16 protein-coding genes are annotated in these 17,689 nt (G+C 39.9%); 14 read left to right on the top strand and 2 right to left on the bottom strand.

The features are described 5' to 3' along the window. Positions 1-177: 177 nt before the first annotated feature. Positions 178-1,062: an epoxyqueuosine reductase gene (locus NE668_RS04690; RefSeq protein ID WP_155086350.1), complete on the bottom strand. Its 885-nt coding sequence runs from the start codon at positions 1,060-1,062 to the stop codon at positions 178-180. A gap of 154 nt (positions 1,063-1,216) precedes the next feature. Between NE668_RS04690 and NE668_RS04685 the strand changes: the two genes are divergently transcribed. The 14 genes from NE668_RS04685 (at position 1,217) to NE668_RS04620 (ending at position 15,686) form a co-directional block, all read left to right on the top strand. Further along, complete coding sequence (locus tag NE668_RS04685; protein ID WP_221741368.1) at positions 1,217-1,999, top strand: FAD binding domain-containing protein; 783 nt, start codon at positions 1,217-1,219, stop codon at positions 1,997-1,999. Continuing rightward, positions 1,999-2,451: a (2Fe-2S)-binding protein gene (locus NE668_RS04680; RefSeq protein ID WP_004693892.1), complete on the top strand. Its 453-nt coding sequence runs from the start codon at positions 1,999-2,001 to the stop codon at positions 2,449-2,451. Before NE668_RS04685 ends, NE668_RS04680 begins: the two co-directional genes overlap by 1 nt. Continuing rightward, positions 2,451-4,748, top strand: a complete 2,298-nt coding sequence (locus tag NE668_RS04675; protein WP_227037733.1) for a xanthine dehydrogenase family protein molybdopterin-binding subunit — start codon at positions 2,451-2,453, stop codon at positions 4,746-4,748. The genes NE668_RS04680 and NE668_RS04675 overlap by 1 nt, the downstream gene beginning before the upstream one ends. A 41-nt stretch (positions 4,749-4,789) precedes the next feature. Continuing rightward, on the top strand, positions 4,790-5,548 hold the full coding sequence (gene yqeC, locus NE668_RS04670; protein ID WP_004697856.1) for a selenium cofactor biosynthesis protein YqeC: 759 nt from the start codon (positions 4,790-4,792) through the stop codon (positions 5,546-5,548). 6 nt (positions 5,549-5,554) lie between these two features. Continuing rightward, positions 5,555-6,277, top strand: a complete 723-nt coding sequence (locus NE668_RS04665) for a nucleotidyltransferase family protein (RefSeq protein ID WP_004697919.1) — start codon at positions 5,555-5,557, stop codon at positions 6,275-6,277. Beyond that, positions 6,274-7,086, top strand: coding sequence for a selenium-dependent molybdenum cofactor biosynthesis protein YqeB (gene yqeB / locus NE668_RS04660; RefSeq protein ID WP_004697675.1), 813 nt, complete (start codon positions 6,274-6,276; stop codon positions 7,084-7,086). The genes NE668_RS04665 and yqeB overlap by 4 nt, the downstream gene beginning before the upstream one ends. Beyond that, positions 7,070-7,798, top strand: a complete 729-nt coding sequence (locus NE668_RS04655) for an XdhC family protein (RefSeq protein WP_004697774.1) — start codon at positions 7,070-7,072, stop codon at positions 7,796-7,798. The genes yqeB and NE668_RS04655 overlap by 17 nt, the downstream gene beginning before the upstream one ends. Beyond that, entirely contained in the window at positions 7,788-8,102 is a 315-nt protein-coding gene (locus tag NE668_RS04650) for an XdhC family protein (RefSeq protein WP_004693881.1), read from the top strand. The genes NE668_RS04655 and NE668_RS04650 overlap by 11 nt, the downstream gene beginning before the upstream one ends. A gap of 117 nt (positions 8,103-8,219) precedes the next feature. Beyond that, positions 8,220-9,032 carry a diadenylate cyclase CdaA gene (cdaA, locus tag NE668_RS04645; protein WP_004697909.1) on the top strand — a complete coding sequence of 271 codons (813 nt, stop codon included), beginning with the start codon at positions 8,220-8,222 and terminating at the stop codon, positions 9,030-9,032. Next, entirely contained in the window at positions 9,029-9,955 is a 927-nt protein-coding gene (locus NE668_RS04640; RefSeq protein WP_227037737.1) for a CdaR family protein, read from the top strand. Before cdaA ends, NE668_RS04640 begins: the two co-directional genes overlap by 4 nt. Before the next feature lie 217 nt (positions 9,956-10,172). After that, positions 10,173-11,771, top strand: a complete 1,599-nt coding sequence (locus NE668_RS04635; RefSeq protein ID WP_227037739.1) for an NAD(P)/FAD-dependent oxidoreductase — start codon at positions 10,173-10,175, stop codon at positions 11,769-11,771. A gap of 185 nt (positions 11,772-11,956) precedes the next feature. After that, positions 11,957-13,309 carry a phosphoglucosamine mutase gene (glmM, locus tag NE668_RS04630; RefSeq protein WP_227037741.1) on the top strand — a complete coding sequence of 451 codons (1,353 nt, stop codon included), beginning with the start codon at positions 11,957-11,959 and terminating at the stop codon, positions 13,307-13,309. Between the two features lie 324 nt (positions 13,310-13,633). Continuing rightward, positions 13,634-14,329 carry an aspartate/glutamate racemase family protein gene (locus NE668_RS04625; RefSeq protein WP_004697879.1) on the top strand — a complete coding sequence of 232 codons (696 nt, stop codon included), beginning with the start codon at positions 13,634-13,636 and terminating at the stop codon, positions 14,327-14,329. 244 nt (positions 14,330-14,573) lie between these two features. Beyond that, positions 14,574-15,686 carry a tetratricopeptide repeat protein gene (locus NE668_RS04620; RefSeq protein ID WP_004697854.1) on the top strand — a complete coding sequence of 371 codons (1,113 nt, stop codon included), beginning with the start codon at positions 14,574-14,576 and terminating at the stop codon, positions 15,684-15,686. A 119-nt stretch (positions 15,687-15,805) separates the two neighbouring features. On the opposite strand, the gene NE668_RS04615 is transcribed toward NE668_RS04620, so the two are convergent. Then, a complete protein-coding gene (locus NE668_RS04615; protein ID WP_118091033.1) occupies positions 15,806-17,326 on the bottom strand; it encodes a hypothetical protein in 1,521 nt (506 codons plus the stop codon). Positions 17,327-17,689 lie beyond the last annotated feature (363 nt).

Here is a 17,689-nt window from a genome sequence, read left to right as displayed (position 1 = left end):
TTGAACTGTACCCCAAAAATTGGACACAATTTTGAAGGTATAGTTCATTTGGGCCGTCTCTTTTGATTCTAAAGATTTGTAGATTATGTTGCTAATGCTTTATCAAATTTTTGTTAGTTTGTTTAATAATAATTATTATTATAAGCGTATTTGTTAATTATTATGCCTTATTGAATATTATAGTTTATTTTTTCTATCTATAATCTCTTGATTTCTCATTAGTATTTTTTTACCTCGCCACGAGAAGGCTCGATGACCGTATTTTGCTTTGAATTCTTTGTTCGTTAGTGTTTCTAGTTCGTCTATATTGATATACGGTTTTATCTGTTGGAATTCTGGGATTGGCGTAGTTGGAATATCTTTGTTGTGAGGACACACCTCTTGGCACACATCACAACCAAATACGAGTGGTGTTTTAGCGAGAATCTGTTCCTCTTCATCGGTAAGTTCTCCTTTTTTCTGAGTTAAGTAGCTTTTACAAGTCGCGAATTTAAATTCGTCATGGCCCAAACATTGGCCTAAGCATGCTGTAATACAACGATTGCATCCTATACAGGACTGCTCAAGAGGGGCATTTGGTTTGAGTTCTAGTGTTGTTAAAATCGTACCAATAACGACATAAGAACCCCATTTAGGGCTGATAAAACAGTTGTTCTTTCCGTAAAAGCCGAGACCTGCTAAGTAGGCCATGTACCGATCTGCTAAAGGAGAGGTGTCGCAATGAATGGAGAACTGAGCCGAGTCATCAATTATTTGTAATCTTTCAATAAGACGTTCTAAATATTCATTAATGACCAGGTGATAATCTGTTGACCATGTATAGCGCGATAGATTGGTATGGCCATTGTGTTGTACATGGTACGGGAATAGACAAACGATGGCACTTTTGGGCATAAACCGAGTCGTTCCTAGTAGTCTTGCCTCCACATCTGCCGTAGTAAAGGGGCATGGGTTGCTTTCAAATAAAATAGTTTTGGCCTGTTCAGGTAGTGGCCATGAGGCAATTCCAAATTCATAAATATGTAATTCTTTGCAAATTTCCTGTAAATTTATATCATTCATCGTAGATTTAGTGGTAAATAATTGGTAAAATAAAAGTATAAGAAATGCACGAGATTCTATAGTTTTTGTTAAGTTTGTAGTTTGGTGAGAACTGTATTTTTATAGTTAGCACCGTAATTCTGTTAGTATTAGTATACCATTGAGAGGACAGATTATGTTAGCATTTATGAAAGTATTACAACCGAAGACGGTGGAAGAGGCTTATGAATTAGCCACAAAGAACAAAACTGCTCCTATGCTAGCAGGCGGCTGTTGGCTGCGTCTAGGACGACGTACTTGGCCATCAGTGATTGATATGGCGAGTCTTGATTTGCGTTATGTTCGTGAAGAAGATAAGGAGTTTGTAATTGGCGCTATGGCGACACAAGGAGATGTGGAACGCTTTGAGCCTTTACAACAATTCTGCGGCGGTGCCGTAGTTAAAGGCGTTAAGGAGATTCTTGGCGTTCAATTTAGAAATACTGCTACCATGGGCGGTTCTGTAGCAAGTAAGTTTGGCTTCTCTGATATCATCCCTGCGCTATTGGCAGTGCATGCAGACATCGTTACCTTCAAAGGCGGTCGTATGTCCATGCAAGATTATATGACATATAGAGAACGTGATATTCTCGTGGAGATTCGCATCCCTAAAGTAGATGTACCTGTAGCTGTTGAAGCCCTTCGCATTTCTCGTGGTGATTTCCCGTTATTGACAGGTGCTCTTCGCCATGATGAAAAAGGGGTTGAATTGTATATCGGTACAAGACCTGGTGTACCTCAATTAGCTGTTAAAGCAAGTGCCTTGCTTTCAGAAAAAGGATTATCTGCTGCAAAAGAGGCAGGGCAATTGGCATCTGAAGAACTAGTGTATCAATCTAACTCTCATGCGTCTAAAGAATATCGCATGGAAATGGTAAAAGCAATGGTTCAACGCTTAGCTAAGGAGGTGGCACAATAATGGAACTCGTACTTAATATTAATAACAAAAATGTAACTGTTAATGTGCCAACTGATGAGATGTTGCTAGATACATTGCGTAATCTTGGCTATTACAGTGTGCGCTGTGGCTGTGATACTACAAACTGTGGCCTTTGCACTGTATGGGTGGATGACGAAATTATTTTGTCCTGTGCATACCCTACATTTCGTGCGCCAGGCCATAAAATTACTACATTAGAAGGCTTACAAGAGGAAGCTGAATTATTAGCGGCTTGTATCGCAAGTGAAGGCGCAGATCAGTGTGGTTTTTGTACAACTGGCATGATGATGAGTGCTATTAATTTGAAACGCAAAAATCCAAAGGCTAGCGATGATGAGATTCGCGAATACCTCATAGGTAACTTATGTCGCTGTACTGGTTATGAATCACAACTTCGAGGAGTTCGTAAATTCTTAGAAGGAGGCCTATAATGATGAACAAGCATATTGGTAAGTCCTATGACAAAGTTGACTCCAAAGGTATTTTGTCTGGTAAACCGTCTTATACTGGCGATTTTGTTCCCAAAGATGCGCTCGTTATTAAGGCTCTTCGTAGCCCTCATGCTCAGGCGCGCATCAAATCTATTGATACATCTAAAGCCAAATTGATCCCTGGCGTAGAAGCTATTTTTACTTATGAAGATGTGCCTAATACGCGATTCACATTAGCAGGTCAAACGTATCCAGAGCCATCCGCTTATGATGCACTCATCTTGGACCCTGTAGTTCGCTATGTTGGAGACGAAGTAGCTCTTATCGTAGCAAAAGATGAGGCTACAGCGCTCAAAGCAATGGCGCTTATCAAGGTTGAGTACGAAGTACAAAAACCTGTACTTGATATGCACACTGCTATCGACCATGAAACTATAGTACATCCTGAAGATGATATTCACAATAATATCCCTGTAGGACAAGATTACAAACGCAATATTTGCGTATCCTATCACAAACGGGTAGGAGATGTGGAGGCAGAACTTGCTAAATGTGATTACGTGGCAGAAGGTACATACTTTGACCAGGCCACACGTCAAACAGCGATGGAACCATTCCAAAGCTTTGGATATATAGATGCGCTTGGTCGTGTAGTTATCGTATCCTCTACGCAAATCGTATTCCATGTACGCCGTCACATCGCTCGTGCACTCGGTATTCCGGCTACAAAAGTCCGCGTAATTAAGCCTCGTATCGGCGGCGGTTTCGGCTCTAAACAAACGGCTTGTACAGAAATTATGACGGCTTTTGTAGCGTGGACATTGAAAAAACCTTGTTATCTCTTATACGATCGTACAGAAGCACAAACTTGCTCCACTACACGTCATGCTCGTGAATGGAAAATCCGTGTTGGTGCTACAAAAGATGGCATTATTAAAGTTATTGATATGGACTCCATCACAGCCGCTGGTGCACATGCAACTCATTGCTTCACTACTACAACGGCTGGTGAACATAAATCTGTACCTTTGTACAACAAAGTGACTGCTGTTCATTATGGTACAGAAGGTGTGTATACTAATCAAACTCCGGGTGGTGCTTTCCGTGGGTATGGTGCAACAGAAGCATTGTGGCCATTAGAATGTGCAGTAAACCAGTTAGCTGATAAGATGGGGATTGATCCAGCTGAGTTACGTCAGAAGAACTTAATAGCGGAAGGTGAACAAAGCTTAGTATATGCTCCAGATGAATATCTTGATTCTGGTCTTTTCCAAGATACTGTAAATCGGGTAAAAGAAATGGCTCGTTGGGATGAACGCCCTCATTCTTGGGATATCGATGAACGCTATCGCGGTGGACTGGGCATGGCTTTAGCATTACAAGGCTCTGGTGTCGCAAATATAGATGTGGCATCTGTTGAAATTCGCCTTGGTGACGATGGTAATTATACATTGTATACTGGGTCTTCTGATATGGGCATGGGGTCTAATACCGTATTGACTCAAATGGCCTGTGAAGTAATCGGCTGTCCTATGGAATATATGACTGTTATTGAATCAGATACAGATATCGTACCATTCGATCCAGGGTCTTACGCATCTAGTACAACCTATGTAACAGGTACTGCTGCTAAGATGGCGGCAGAAGAATTGCGCACTAAGATTATTGCTAAATTCGCTCATTTCTTTGAAACTGACGTTGAAAACGTTGACTTTGACGGCGTTGTAGCTACCACAAAAGATGGTGCTAAAACAATGGATATCCATCAATTGGCACCAAAATTATTAGTTGGTGTTAATGCGGAGCAATTGTCTGGTTTTGCTACATGGGGGAGTCATACATCCCCACCTCCATTTATGGCATCTATTGCTGAGGTGAAGGTAGATAAACAAACAGGTAAGGTTATTCCTCTTCATTTCTATTCTTGTGTTGATTGTGGTACTGTTATCAATCCTAAATTGGCTCGCGTTCAAGTTGAGGGTGGTGTAGTACAAGCTATCGGCATGGCTTTATATGAAGATGTACGCTATTCTAACAATGGTCGCTTGGAAACAAACAATCTTATGACTTATAAAATCCCAACCCGTCAGGATATTGGTGAATTACATACAGACTTTGTAGAATCTTACGAGCCTACAGGTGGCTTCGGAGCTAAATCTATTGGTGAGGTTGTCATCAATACGGGGTGCCCTGCTATTCAACATGCCATTAAAAATGCAGTTGGTGCGGATATTCGTACATTACCTATGACACCTGAGAAGGTATTTATGGCTATGGACGAGAAATATAAAGTATAGAGATTTCTAGTTCCTTTTACTTTCTAAGGAGGCCTGGTTCTATGACATCACAAACATCCTATTGGAATCGATTGATTCAGCCGGGAATCGTTGCCCTTGTTGGGGCAGGCGGTAAAACGACTGTGCTTTCAAAACTAGTAGAATATGGACGGCTGAAAGGTCAGCCCATCGTAGTTACGACTACGACTCGACTTTATGAGTCTCAGGTGGCTCATTATGAACCGATTTATACTCATAATATTAATGAAGCTGATGAGTATTGTACTGACCGACTTTTACATGGCTATTGTGGTGCGTGGTTCACTGGAATTACAGGAACAAAAGTAGACTCCTTAGATTGTGATCTTATCGATGGTTTATCCAAGTTACATCCCAATTGGCAAATTGTTGTAGAAGCAGATGGGGCGAAGGAAAAATGGCTCAAGGCACCTAAGACGACCGAACCTATCATTCCATCTCTTACAAAGACTACGATTGGCCTCGTGAATCTACAAATGCTAGGGGCCCCGTTAGATGATGAGCACGTACATAATATCGAGCTTGTTCAAGATATTGTAAAACGTGATATGGGGGCTATTGTAACTCCTCGTATGTTGGCTGATCTTGTTTTGCATAGGCAAGGTTTATTCCAATACAGTAAAGGTAAGAAAATATTATTCTGTACTGGTTATGAAACAGTGCAACATCGCATTATCGATGATTTTATTGATCATATTGTTGATAGTGATATTACGGCTATCATTTTGGCTGATGGATATAAAGCAAGTTGTGAAATCCGTCGCATTATTCAATGTCGGTAGGTACTCATGACTAATGTGAAAGCAAATTGTAACACCGCTTTTAGTCCCATGAGAGACCCCATAGACCGTCATCCTTTGCATATTGGCATTGTCCTCCTTGTGGGAGGGCAATCCAAGCGTATGGGATGTAATAAGCAGCTCTTACCCTGGCGTGGCAAGACTGTTCTAGATGCGGTCTGTGGGGCTCTTCAAGGTGGATGGGGTGGACAGGTAGCTTCTACTGTATCGTGTAAGCTACCTTTTGTGGCAGTTACTGGTGATGATCATGAGAAACTAGAACCTATTGTCACAAGCTATGGTTTTGAAGCCCTTCGAAATGACCATCCTGAACTGGGGCAAGGCGTATCCATAGCGCTGGGAGTACATCATTTGGTGAATACGGCGCCTATATCGCTAGACGGTATTCTCTGTTCAGTAGGAGATCAACCACTTTTGACGAGTGCTGTTGTACACGAGGTCATTCGTGCGTTTAATGAAAACTTTCATCCGAAAACTATCGTCGTTCCACATTATGGGGCAAATTATCACTCGGGAAATCCCGTTCTCTTTGGTTCTCATTGGTTTGATTATTTACAACAGATTCAAGGGGATCAAGGGGGTAAGACCATTATTCATGGTGATGGTAAAGCCCATGTTGTGAAATTATGGATTAGTGATGATATTGGCGACGATATCGATACACCCGATGATTTTGAGCGTTTGAAACATCGTGAAAGTGAGGCATTATGAAACCATTGGTACTCATGCGTGGAGGCGGAGACATTGCTTCCGGCGCTGTATATAGATTGAGACGGGCGGGCTATCCCGTTGTAATTAGTGAAATAGCTATTCCTACAATGATTCGCCGCGAAGTATGTTACGGTAATGCGGTTCATCGTGGAGAAATGATTTTGGAACGTTTTGTTGCTCGTCATGTGTCTCTTAATGAAGTGAAGGATACATTGGCACAGGAAATCATCCCCGTTGTCACTAGCTCATATGAGGAATTATTGGACACTTTAAAACCAGAGATTGTAGTCGATGCTATTTTGAGTAAAAAGAATCTTGGTACAAAACGGGATGATGCAGAGCTCGTTATCGGTGTGGGCCCTGGATTTACTGCTGGAGAAGATGTAGATGTGGTCATTGAAACGATGCGTGGTCATTCATTAGGTCGCTGTATCTATGATGGATCAGCTCAACCTAATACAGGTATCCCTGGAAATGTAGGTGGCTACACTCATGAGCGCGTTATTCATTCTCCAAAGGCTGGACTATTTACAGCAAAACGTCATATTGGGGATTCTGTACAAGCTAATGAAGTAATTGGTTATGTTGATGAAGAACCAGTAAGAGCGAAAATTACAGGTATTCTACGAGGCATTTTAAAAAGTGGGCTCATCGTATCAGATCATTTTAAGTTGGCTGATGTGGATGCTCGTTGTGAAGAGTCTCATTGCTATAGTATTTCAGATAAATCCCTTGCTGTCGGTGGAGGTGTATTAGAGGCTGTTACCGCTTGGGATTATGAAAGGAATCTAGATGGAAACAATTTATGATGTGATGAAAGATCGTCTACAGGTTACTGAAACTACTGTGATGGTTACTGTTCTATCCGGTCCTCGTCAAGGGGATAAGACTATTTATGCTGAAGATGGAAGGGTTCTATACGGAACTCCTATTGAAGGATTTACTGTAGATAAAGCAAAACTAAATTCTCTCTGTATGGTAGGCGAAATGGAGTGTTTCGTACAACCTGTAGAAAATGATCCGTCAGTTCTCGTATTAGGTGCAGGTCATGTTAGCCGAGCTATTACAGATTTGCTGTTGTTTATTGGCTGTCGCGTTACAGTCGTAGATGACCGTCCAGAATATGTAGTGCCTGAATTCTTTGATGAACGTGTTACACGTAAGTGCTTACCTTTAGAAAACTTCAAGAACGATTTACCTCTTGATGAATATACTGGTTTTATCATTGTGACACGTGCTCATGAGTACGATAATATATGCTTAGAACAATTACGAGGGTACTTGCCTACCTATATGGGCGTTATGGGCAGCCAAAAACGCATCCATCATGCTTTTGAAGTGTTGCGTGAGCAAGGATGGACTCAAGATGAGTTAGATATGGTATATGCGCCTATTGGTCTAGATTTAGGAGCTCAAACGCCTGAGGAAATTGCATTATCTATCGTTAGTGAATATTTGGCAGTGGTGCGTGGTAAAAAAGGCGGCTCATTGCGGAAAGGTAGAGTGATCCATGAATCGTGAGTTTATTGAATACCTTAGTGAACGTAAAAACGAAACCTTAGCAGTAGCCACTATTTTATATACCTGTGGATCCACACCTCGTAAAGCTGGTACATCTATGGTTGTATTTCCTGATGGATCTATTTTTGGTACTATCGGCGGTGGCCGTGCGGAAAATGAAATCCGCCTAAGTGCGGTGGACTCTTTGAATAAAAAAGAAGCTCACCGTCGTATCGATGTTCATCTCGATGATGACGTAGCTGTTAAAGAAGGCATGGTTTGTGGGGGCCAAATGGATGTTTGGATTGAAACACAAAACATCTAATAAAAATCTCATTCAGCGTTTGTTTATAAATTTACAGTACTCTCAAAATGAGTTAAAATATAAGGTACAGTCAAAGAATTGATTGTACCTTATTATTTTGTATAAGGAGCTATTTTTATGCATATTGACGCACTTATACATACCTTTAGGCTTCTTGATATCGTTGATATCATAATCGTTGCTATTGGTATTTACTATTTATATAAATTGCTTAAAGATACACGGGCCGTTTCTCTTTTAAAAGGTCTCGTTATGTTGGCAATTTTAAATTTATTGAGTCATCTGTTAAATCTATACGTTATCAACTGGATTTTGCAACAAAGTATGACCGTTCTTCTCTTTGCGTTACCCGTTGTATTCCAACCAGAATTGCGTCGTGCTCTAGAACAATTGGGGCGTGGACGAATCTTCAGCAAGGCACAAAATGTAAACGAAGAAGAAATGGATATGGCCATTAATGAAGTGATGGCTGCGGCTCGCGTTATGTCTCGCGAACATACGGGGGCACTTATCGTTTTTGAACGTGAAGTAGGTCTCAATGACTTTGTAGATACTGGTATTCTTATCGATGCTGTATTGAGCCGCGAGTTGATTAAAAATATCTTTGTTCCTAGTACACCGCTTCATGATGGGGCCTTGATTATTCGTGATGGGCGAATTCGTGCAGCGGGCTGTTTGTTACCGTTGACTGAGGACCGCACATTGAGTACTGAACTAGGTACACGTCACCGTGCAGCTATTGGCTTGTCTGAGCAAACTGACGCTGTCGTAGTCGTTGTTAGTGAGGAAACAGGGACCATTTCTTATACATATGGCGGTCATATTTATCGCCATTTACCAGAGGATCAAATTAAAGAGGCATTGCGTACCTTTATGGAACGCCCTCGTCAAACCATTACTAGTATGTGGAAATGGAGGGCAAATAAATGATGATTCATTTGAAACGCAATTGGCCTGCTAAATTATTATCCTTGTTAGCAGCTATCGTCATGTGGTTCTTTATTATGCGCGATCAGAACCCTGTGATGGAAGTAACCTACATAATACCTGTACAGGTTCAAAATCTCAATTCTGGCTATATCATAGAAGATGCACCAGATGCGGTCCGTGTTGTTCTGGCTGGCCCACGTGATACCATTATGTCTATGAAATCAGATAATTTACGGGCTTATATTGATGCATCTGGTGTAAAACCAGGTCAAAATAATGTAACTATTAATTTTACGCCTCCTGCAGGAATGAATCTTGTAGAGGTTAAACCAGATACCATCACCATCAATGTTGATGAATATGCAGAGAAAACGATTCCTGTTGAAATAGTTCCAATCGGCAAGTTCTCTGATGATATTGCTTTGAAATCGGTAACGATTGTGCCGAAAGAGGTAACTGTTTCTGGTCGTAAGCAACAAGTTAATGCAGTGAGCAAGGTTGTGATGAAAGTCAATGTGGCTGGTCAAACGAAGAACTTTAGCGCTGTTAGTACTTTAGAAGCTTGGGATACGGCAGGTAATGTACTGGATGTACATATTAATCCAAACCAAGGCCAAGCACAATATGAACTTAACTTATTACGTAAAGAAAAGGCGGTTCCTATTACTGTTCCGACTGTTGGTACAGTAGCAGAAGGTTATGAAGTTAAATCCACGTCTGCTACACCAACGCAATTAACAGTTACAGGTCGTGAAGAAATGATTGATTCCGTTACAGAAATACAAACGGAACCTATCGATGTATCGGGTGCTACTGAAACTGTACAGGGTAACTATAATTTAGTATTACCGAATGGAGTTAATAGCAATACTACAACGGTACGGGTGAAAGTAGAAATACAAAAGAAAGTACTTAATGGATGATAAGTTTTTTGTGAGGCTTTGAAATCTTGCGACAAAGACCCTAATAGAGCGAATATTTCTCTATTAGGGCCTTTTTATGATTTATATATTAGCTTTTATAGTAGTGTTGTATAATAAAGATGTATGACTATTTTTTTTACTGGTCAAGTGGTAAAGAATTTTGGTCAAAGATTAAAGAAGTAGGCTCACCTAAAAGGGAGGCTTTAATAGGAAAGATATGATTAGAATAATAAATCTCCGCGTGGCTGTTACGGTTAAGTCGGATATCAAAAGTATTGTAGAAAAGAGATATCCCCCGTTACGTGGTGCTATCGAAACGATTCATGTTGTTCGACGTGCCGTAGATGCCCGTAAGAAACCAAATATTGTTTTTGTATATACCCTATTCATTGAGGTTCATAATGAAGCTCAAGTCATGAAAAAACTTGGTAAAGAAAAGGATGTATCTGTATTTGCTGCAGAGGATCCAGAACCTATTGTTTTTGGGTCTGTACCATTAGCACATCGTCCTGTTGTTATGGGCTTTGGCCCTGCGGGGATGCTTGCAGCCTTTTACTTAGCTCGTGAAGGCTATCGCCCAATCGTGCTTGAACGCGGTCAAGATGTAGATACACGTAGTCATGATGTAGAAACATTTTGGAAAAAGGGCATATTTAAGCCTGAGTCCAATGTACAATTTGGGGAAGGCGGCGCAGGAACTTTTTCCGATGGTAAGTTGACAACTCGCATTACCCATCCGCGTTTACATGAGATATCTAAATACTTTGTTGAGTTTGGTGCGCCTGAAGAAATATTATATAAACATAAACCTCACGTAGGTACAGATAAATTGCGTACTATGGTAAAAGCCATGCGTGAACGCATCATCGAATGGGGTGGTGAAGTCCGCTTCGGTGCGAAGGTAACAGATTTGTTTATTGAAAATGACCGTATTGTAGGCGTTGAAGTTAATGGTAGTGAGCGTATTGATACGACTGTTGTTTTATCTGGTGTAGGTCATAGTGCGCGTGATACATATGAAATGCTTTATAAACGCAATGTGGAAATGACGGCAAAACCATTTGCTATCGGTGTTCGTATTGAGCATGATCAGACTGTAATTGATGAGTCCCAATATGGTGTAGAACCATCTAGCTTGGGTCTCGGTGCAGCGGAATATTCTCTCGTGTACCACGATAAAGAATCAGGCCGTACTGCATATAGCTTCTGTATGTGCCCAGGAGGTCAAGTAGTAGCATCTGCCTCTGAAGAAGGTGGCGTTGTCGTAAATGGCATGAGTTTATACGCTCGGGACAGCGGTGTTGCTAATAGTGCTATCGTAGTCAACGTAGGTCCAGATGACTTTGGTACTCATCCATTAGATGGCGTTTCATTTCAACGAGAATGGGAACGCAAGGCCTATGAGTTGGGCGGTTCTAACTTCCATGCGCCTGCACAAACAGTAGGGCAGTTTTTAGGGCTTTCACAAGCATCTAGTGTACAAAAAAGTATATATAGCTACGAGCCAGGTGTCGTGAATTGCGATTTACATGATTGCTTGCCATCATTCGTTACATCCGTATTAGAGCGTGCCTTGCCATACTGGGGCCGTCGTATCCGAGGGTTTGATGATCCTGCGGTATGCATGACAGGTGTTGAAACGCGTACCTCTGCACCGCTTCGTATGGGACGCAATGAAGAACGCATTTCTCCTACTGTAGGAGGTTTCTATCCTATGGGTGAGGGGGCTGGCTATGCAGGGGGCATTATGAGTGCTGCCCTTGATGGCGCGGAAACGGCCATTTTATGTATGGCAAAATACGCAAAACCTAAATAGTGGGGATTATACTGATGGATTGAATTACAGTATAGATTCATACTATTTATGTAATATAGATGTGACTTTATAGTAGGTATGCTTTCTATATTATGATATAATACACAACAGTAATTATTGAAATGATACACACGGTAGATATATAGACTTGTGAAACTTTCACAAATCCTTAGAGGAGGATAATTATGGCTCGTTTATTTGGTACAGATGGTGTACGTGGTGTTGTTAATGAGTTTTTAACGCCGGAATTAGCCTATCATTTAGGTCGTGCGGCAGGAACGCATTTTGGTAAGGAAAAGGAACATCCTACGTTCTTGATTGGGCGCGATACGCGAATTTCTGGTTCTATGCTTGAAAGTGCATTAGCAGCGGGCATTTGTTCTGTTGGCGGTAATGTAGTGATTGCAGGCGTTATCCCAACTCCAGCAGTAGCGTACCTTGTACGTCAACAAGGGTTTGATGCGGGTGCTGTTATTTCTGCATCTCATAATCCATATCCAGATAATGGCATTAAATTCTTTGATAGCAATGGCTATAAATTACCTGATGAAGTGGAAGATGAATTGGAAAAATATGTTCGTCAAAGTGCAGATAATGAATTAGCACGTCCTACAGGGGATGGTATAGGTAAAATTGAGTTTAATAGTAACTTGGCTCATTTATATGCTCATTTTGTACGTCACACAATCGATACGTCCCTTGAAGGGTTGACTATCGTTTATGATGGCGCTAATGGCGCAGCGTCCAGTGTAGGTCCGGAAATTTTGTCTGGATTAGGAGCTAAAGTCATCAATATTAATGTGAATCCAGATGGTTTGAATATCAATCATCATTGTGGTTCCACACATATTGAAGGTTTACAAGTAGCCGTACAACAACATAATGCAGACCTTGGTATTGCTAATGATGGCGATGCTGACCGCTGTTTATTGGTTGATGAAAAAGGTCAAGTCCTCGATGGTGATCAAATCATGTTGCTATGCGCCCTTAAGTTAAAAGAAGAAGGCAAACTTAAAGGTGATACCATAGTTGGTACCGTTATGAGTAATATCGGATTCCATAAAGCAGCAGAAGAACTTGGTATGAAAACGGTTTCTACTGCTGTTGGTGATCGATATGTATTGGAATATATGCGTGAACATAATCTTTCCGTTGGTGGTGAACAATCTGGTCACGTAATCTTTTTAGATCACAACACCACTGGTGACGGCATGTTAACAGCTGTTCAAGTGGCAGCTCTTATGAAGGAGAAAAAGCAACCTCTTTCTGAGTTGGCCGGCATTATGACAAAATACCCACAAGTTCTTGTAAATGTTCGTGTAGCTACAAAAACTGGCTGGGAAGATAATGACCTCATCAAAGCTGCTATCGTAACAGCTGAAGGAGAACTTAGTGATGAAGGTCGCGTTTTAGTACGTGCATCCGGGACAGAACCACTCATCCGTGTCATGGCTGAAGGGCCTAACCAAGAAGAACTACAATCCCTGTGCCAAGAAATTGCTGATATTATCGGTAGAGAACAAGGGTTGGCTGAATAAAAGTAGGGTGTGAGGCGGCAGAGGAGCCTGCGACGATGAAGCCCACACATCACTTTGTTCCGAGCGTAAGATTTTGCGAAGCAAAATCCACTGCGAGGAACCATCTTTACTGAGATTAATCCTATGGATTTTAATAATTGTGAATCCATTCTACAATTTGATATTAAAGGTATCCCCTCCTATATATGTCCCTTTGCTCCGTCCTACGTAAAGTCACTGCAGGATCGTATATAGGAGGTTTAGAGATGAGTGATATTTAAAATTGAATAATCATAATGAATAATCTTTTTATTTTGGTTTATTCTAAGCTTAGAGGGTGAAATTATGAAAACAATAGGTTTAATTGGGGGAATGAGCTGGGAAAGTACGATTACGTATTACCAAGTCTTGAATGAAACTATTAAGCAAGTTTTGGGCGGCTTACATTCAGCAAAATGTATTTTATATAGTGTCGATTTTGAAGAGATAGAAAAGTGTCAAGCAAATGGAGATTGGGTCAGAAGTGCTGAAATTTTATCCGATGCTGCTCAATCTTTAGAAAAGGCTGGTGCTGATTATATTGTTATATGCACGAATACAATGCATAAAGTAGCGGATGAAATAAAAAGACATATTCACATTCCACTTCTTCATATTGCGGAAATGACTGCAGTAGAGTTGGAAAAATCAGGTATTACAAAGGTAGGTCTACTCGGTACCAAGTACACGATGCAACAAGATTTTTATAAATGTATCTTGGAAAATCGGGGGATTCATGTTGTTATACCTAACGAAGATCAAGTCGAACTTGTGAATGATATTATATATAATGAATTGTGTTTAGGTGTTATTTCTAATGAATCTAAACAACAATACTTAGATATTATTGGTGATTTGGTAAAATCTGGTGTACAAGGTGTTATCTTAGGCTGCACTGAAATTGGGCTACTTATTAAACAAGATGATACGGATATACCTTTATTTGATACTACATTGATACATGCAAAAAATGCGGCTTTAATTTCTATTGATAGAGCATAATATAGTTAGGTTTTATTTTGTCCAAGTAACATAACTCTCTATTAGATATTTTATTCATTTTTAGAATATTTAATAGAGGGTTATTTTTATGCAATTAGAATTAGATAGAGGCTAAAGGAAATCTTTTTGTATAGTTTGAATTTATATGAACGGCGTTATTATAAGCACAAAAGTATATAAGTAATAACTTATGTTATTATAAACATATGGTCTAAAATATGTTCGATGATAGTAAAGGTGTAATATGAAACTTGCTATAAGAGAGTATTGGCAAAATCTAAAAACAGAATATAAAACTAATTATAAGGTATCTATATTTAGTGATTATAATGTATTAAAGGAATATGCAGAGCGTTTCGGAACTTACTTGCATGGTTTGATGCATGAACATCCGCATGATGTGGATGTGGTATGTGCTTTAGCAACTGTTGAACAGGTGTTGAGGCATGAAGAAAATTCAATACAACTATTGGAAGAGTTTCTCAGAAAATATATAGAAGAACTGAGTGATACTGAAAAAGCAAGAGTTTACACTAATTTGGCTTTTTATTATAACGATGAGGGGAATATAAAAGAATATGACTATCTATATGCAGCTGTAAAGCTAAATTCTCCATATATAGAGACTTACAGAGGGTTGGCTTTATATCATTTTTCAGCTTATAGAGAGAAAGGTTCTGCAGAGGACTTAAAGAAAAGTTTACGTGCTTTTGAAAGGGGAATAATAGTATCGAACGATTATGAAATGAACTTTGGCTATGCAGTGTGTTTATTTGAGCTTAAGCAATATGAGAAAGCAAAGGTCATTTTTGAAGAGTTATTAAAAAGCTATCCAAATAGGATGAGGTTACTAGTTTGTATTGCTTATTGTGATGTGTATTTAGGTAATAAAAAGCAAGCCCTTGATTGTTTGAAGCAAATTAAGCTTGGAGGCGATGTAGCATATCATTTAAGTAATGATGAAGTTTTTGAGTTAGATATCATTGACGCCTATTATATATTAGATGAGTATGGCCTATTTTTAGATGAATGTGAAAAGGCTAAATCTGACTGCGATTTAAGTGACGGTCCGTATTACTTTGGCCTTTGGACTATGAAGCAACATGATATGTTCGATCGTGAAGTCGATAAACAACGAAATGAACTATTGGCATGCATTGAAAATGCAAAAATAGACGAAGACTTTGATAGCGAAGAAGAAAAGCAGGACTATATCAAAAGCTGGGAAGATGATTTAGAGAATCTAAATTTGTTGGAACATAAAATTAAAGATGAAAACTACAAGCCTATGGTTGAATTAAAACTGTGGCCTATATATGGCTGCTATTTAATAGACTGTTTAACTCATAACTTATAATACGCTAACTTCATAGTGATAGGGCTAAAGAATATTTATATAGTTGAAGTTTTATAGTTTTGATTGAAAAAGAATAGCACTACTTTGGATTGGAATAATTCAAAGTAGTGCTTTTATTATTATTTTTCAGCCACAACGAGTTTATATCCATTTGAGTGAATGTTACTGCCTGTGGTATCTTCGTTGTTCAAGGATTTTACATAGCTGTCGCCAGTGAGTATCCAATTGGAGTCTTTGCTGAGTTTCACAGTTACTTCTTTAGCCGTGTTGTCTGTGTTTACAGCACCTACAAGACTAGATCCATTTGTCATGTCTAGAGCGATGGTACTGATTGAATCAGCCATAATATTACCACTTAGTTCTTGGTTAGATGTGCGGAGTGTAAGATGACCGCCGTTCTCACCAGTTTTTCCCCAACGGGAGTCGGCAGCTGCTTTCACTAAGGTAGAAGTGTTCGGCATAGAGATGGCATTGTTAGAAAGGTCTACTTCAGCAGTAGTGTTGTTTACATAGAGGAACGCACCTGTAGCGTGAGTTGTAAGTGTATTATTCTCTGCTTTCAGGCGAGCAATACCGTTTTCAGCATCACCAGAGAAGCTTTGATATAGCATGAAACCATTATCTTTGTAGCCTGTTACATTGGAGTTCGTAAGGGTAATAGAATTTTTACCTTCTACGACGCCAATTTCACTGTTATTCGCTATGCCGTTGACATTGTTCACTATAATATTACCCGTGGAGTAGATAACAGGACTGCCTTCGCCAGATGTCGTAAGTTTGGCTGCTTCTGTGGTGATAGTGCCTTCTCCGCGATCTGTAGCAAGTGTAGCAGAGTGAGCCCCTTCAGTGGTGATAGTTAGGTTTTTGCCATTTACCGTACCTTTGTAAGTAGCATCTAAACCACGAGAGGAATCGCTTTTGGTGTGAATATTAGTATTTTCTACGTTGATAACAGAACCTTCACCAGTGGCAAAGACTGCGTTAGAGCCTTTAGAGTTAGATGTAATATTACTGCCTTTAATATTGATTTGGCTCCCCTCGATACCGAGGACTACTGCATTTTGACCACGGAAATTGCTGTTGTCATCGCTTGTAGTGTCGCCTGTTTTATCGAAAACGCTATTTTCAATATCAATTACCGCTTTATTTTTACCGATGAAAGCATTCTGATCGGCCGTTGTGTTTGTCATCGATTCGTGAGCAATGGATTTGTTTTCTGTAGCGATAGTTGTGCCTTTAAAAGTACTAGGATCTACTTCAACTTGTGGTGCCATTCCATTAGGGGCTCCATTCTGCATAGCTGTTGGAGGCATACCGTTAGGAGTGCCAGAAGGAGGATTCCCATTTGGAGGTATTTGGTTAGACGTGCCTGTAGGGACATGACCGGCAGGTGGTTTGCCGTGAGGTGCACCGGTTGGAGGTGTGCTTCCTTGTGCAGATGGTACTGTTTTAGTTTGTTCTGTTGTGGTTACAACTGCTACGTTGGTATTAGTTTGAGTCTCTGCAGCTAATGTTGGGATAACTGCTAATGTCGATAAAGCGGCACCAAGGACTGCAGGTAACACCCAACGACGTAATTTTCTATATGATAAGCTATTCTTTTTAGTTTTATGTTGTTTCTTTATAGTTGTTTTATTCATGATTAATATCTCCCAAATTATATACATACATTTTGAAAATACAACAAAATCTAATTGCGTAAAATTTAGAATGATAGAAGTATAATTTCTTACAATGAAAAGGATGTGAAGCATAGAAACAATCTTTTTTATTCCTTTTGACTTATCTGTGGTGGTTTACTTTTTATCGATTTTTCTAGTATAATATACCTCAGTACATATTTTATTTTGTACTGATTCTGCCGTATATCATAGAAAGGAATTCCAAATTCGTAAAGGCGAATAGCGCAAGTACCCGCGAAGGCAGTCGTTAGGGTAGACGAGGTGAAGAGTGATCGAGTCATCAGCGGATGCTCTTCCGGCATATTCATGTCGTAACAGGTA

The sequence above is a fragment of the Veillonella parvula genome, from assembly GCF_024461875.1.
Classification (GTDB): domain Bacteria; phylum Bacillota; class Negativicutes; order Veillonellales; family Veillonellaceae; genus Veillonella; species Veillonella parvula_I.
Note: the sequence above shows the minus strand (reverse complement) of the source record. Positions and strands in the feature narration are given on the sequence as shown.